This is a genomic window from Nocardiopsis sp. NPDC006938 (assembly GCF_042869555.1).
In the GTDB taxonomy this organism is placed as follows: domain Bacteria; phylum Actinomycetota; class Actinomycetes; order Streptosporangiales; family Streptosporangiaceae; genus Nocardiopsis.
Window position 1 is genome coordinate 1 of sequence record NZ_JBIAGA010000037.1, and the last position, 1621, is coordinate 1621.

Here is a 1621-nt window from a genome sequence, read left to right on the forward strand (position 1 = left end):
TCCGTGGGGTCACCCCGCGCCGCAGGCGCGGGAGTCCCCCCTTCGGGGGAACCTTACGTTATGTGACCTCCTTCGGAGGTCAGGGGTGGGTAGTCGCTCCCCCTTGCAGTCCTCTGACCTGCGAAAACGTGTTATTTGACAAATCTGATCCTTTCTGTTAGCCCTTCGCCCTGTCACTCTCCGCTACCTCCCTTCGGTCGTTCGCTACGCGTGACCGTATCTTGACCCTGGGTAGTATTGTAAAGGCTTTCTTATTCCATTTCCACCTCTGCCATTCTTTAATTCCTTTTCCTGGGGGTGTTTCTGGGTCGGTGTCTTCTTGGTCTGAGGGCGTCGGACCGCCTGCGGCGCTCCTCGGGCCCCTGTCTGTGTGCACTTTTCTGAGGGGGTCCTCCCGGGAGAACGGGAACATCGGGAACATCGGGAACATGGTCTGTATCGTCGCAGGTCAGAGCGTGTTCTGGATGTTCCGGTTCCCCGCAGAGAACCGGAACAGAACCGGAACAGGAACGGGAACATGCCTCTGGGCGCTCTCCCGGGTGGCTCTGAGCCCTTCGGGGCTCCTCTCCGGGTCCCAGTGGGGGCCTGCGGCCCTGGGTGGTCCCGGACAGTGACGGGAGGGTCTGGGGTGCTGGTGAATGGCACCGAGTATGGGCGGGTGGCCCGGGTCAAGGTCAGGTCAAGGTCGGTCAAGTCTCTGAGAATAGCCATTCTTGAGGGCGCTTATTACTCTGGCCATTTAGGGAATTGATAATGTGTGCCTGAATGGATAATGGGATCGGGCAAAACGATTGATCCGGACGCTAGAGACGAACCGCCCCTGCGGTGATCGAGGGGTGGGCGCGGCCCCTGCGGTGATCGAGGGGTGGGCGCGGCCCCTGCGGTGATCGAGGGGTGGGCGCGGCCCCTGCGGTGATCGAGGGGTGGGCGCGGCCCCTGCGGTGATCGAGGGGTGGGGGAACGCCGAGGGCCCCGCTCCCCTGGGGGGTAGCGGGGCCCTCGGGCTGTTGGGAGGGGTCAGTACTCCCAGGTGTGGAGTGGCAGGGTCACGCGGTCCTCATGGGCGTGGGCGGTGAGTCCTCGGAGGGTGAGGGTGTCAGCGATCGCCTCGGCGCGCTGGGTGGCCGGGTAGTCGTGGGCGCCCTCTACGAGGAGGGTGACGCGGGTGGGGGTGACCTGGGCGTAGATGTCGTAGTAGGTGTGCAGGGCGCGGCGCAGGTCCTCCACCTGGTGGCGGGCGGTGGTGGTCATGGTGGCGATGGTGCGGATGCGGCAGTGCTGGATGTTGACGAACATGGTGTGGGCCCTTCGGGTGGGTCGGTCCTGCGGCTACGAACACCACCATACCAAAATGTCATGACCATGCCAATTCGGAATGAGGCTCGGGTGTTTTCCCAGGTCAAACGCCTGACTGCATGACTGTGCCACTGCGCGACTGCGGCCCCCAGTGGCACGGCCTGCGGCCCAGTGACCGCCCCCAGTGGCCGGGAGGAACGGGGCCCTGCGGCCCAGGACCACGCCCAGGAGGTGATCCAGCGCGGGCGGAGGTCCGGCCTACGGCCTCGGGTCTGCACGACGGTGACCGGGGCGCCGAGCCCTGCGGCCAGCAGACGGACGGCGC

1 protein-coding gene is annotated in these 1621 nt (G+C 65.3%); it reads right to left on the reverse strand.

What is annotated here, in order from left to right; translation table 11 throughout:
• Nucleotides 1–1017: 1017 nt before the first annotated feature.
• Nucleotides 1018–1296 carry a hypothetical protein gene (locus tag ACFYL4_RS27315; protein ID WP_387522237.1) on the reverse strand — a complete coding sequence of 93 codons (279 nt, stop codon included), beginning with the start codon at nt 1294–1296 and terminating at the stop codon, nt 1018–1020.
• Nucleotides 1297–1621: the final 325 nt, after the last annotated feature.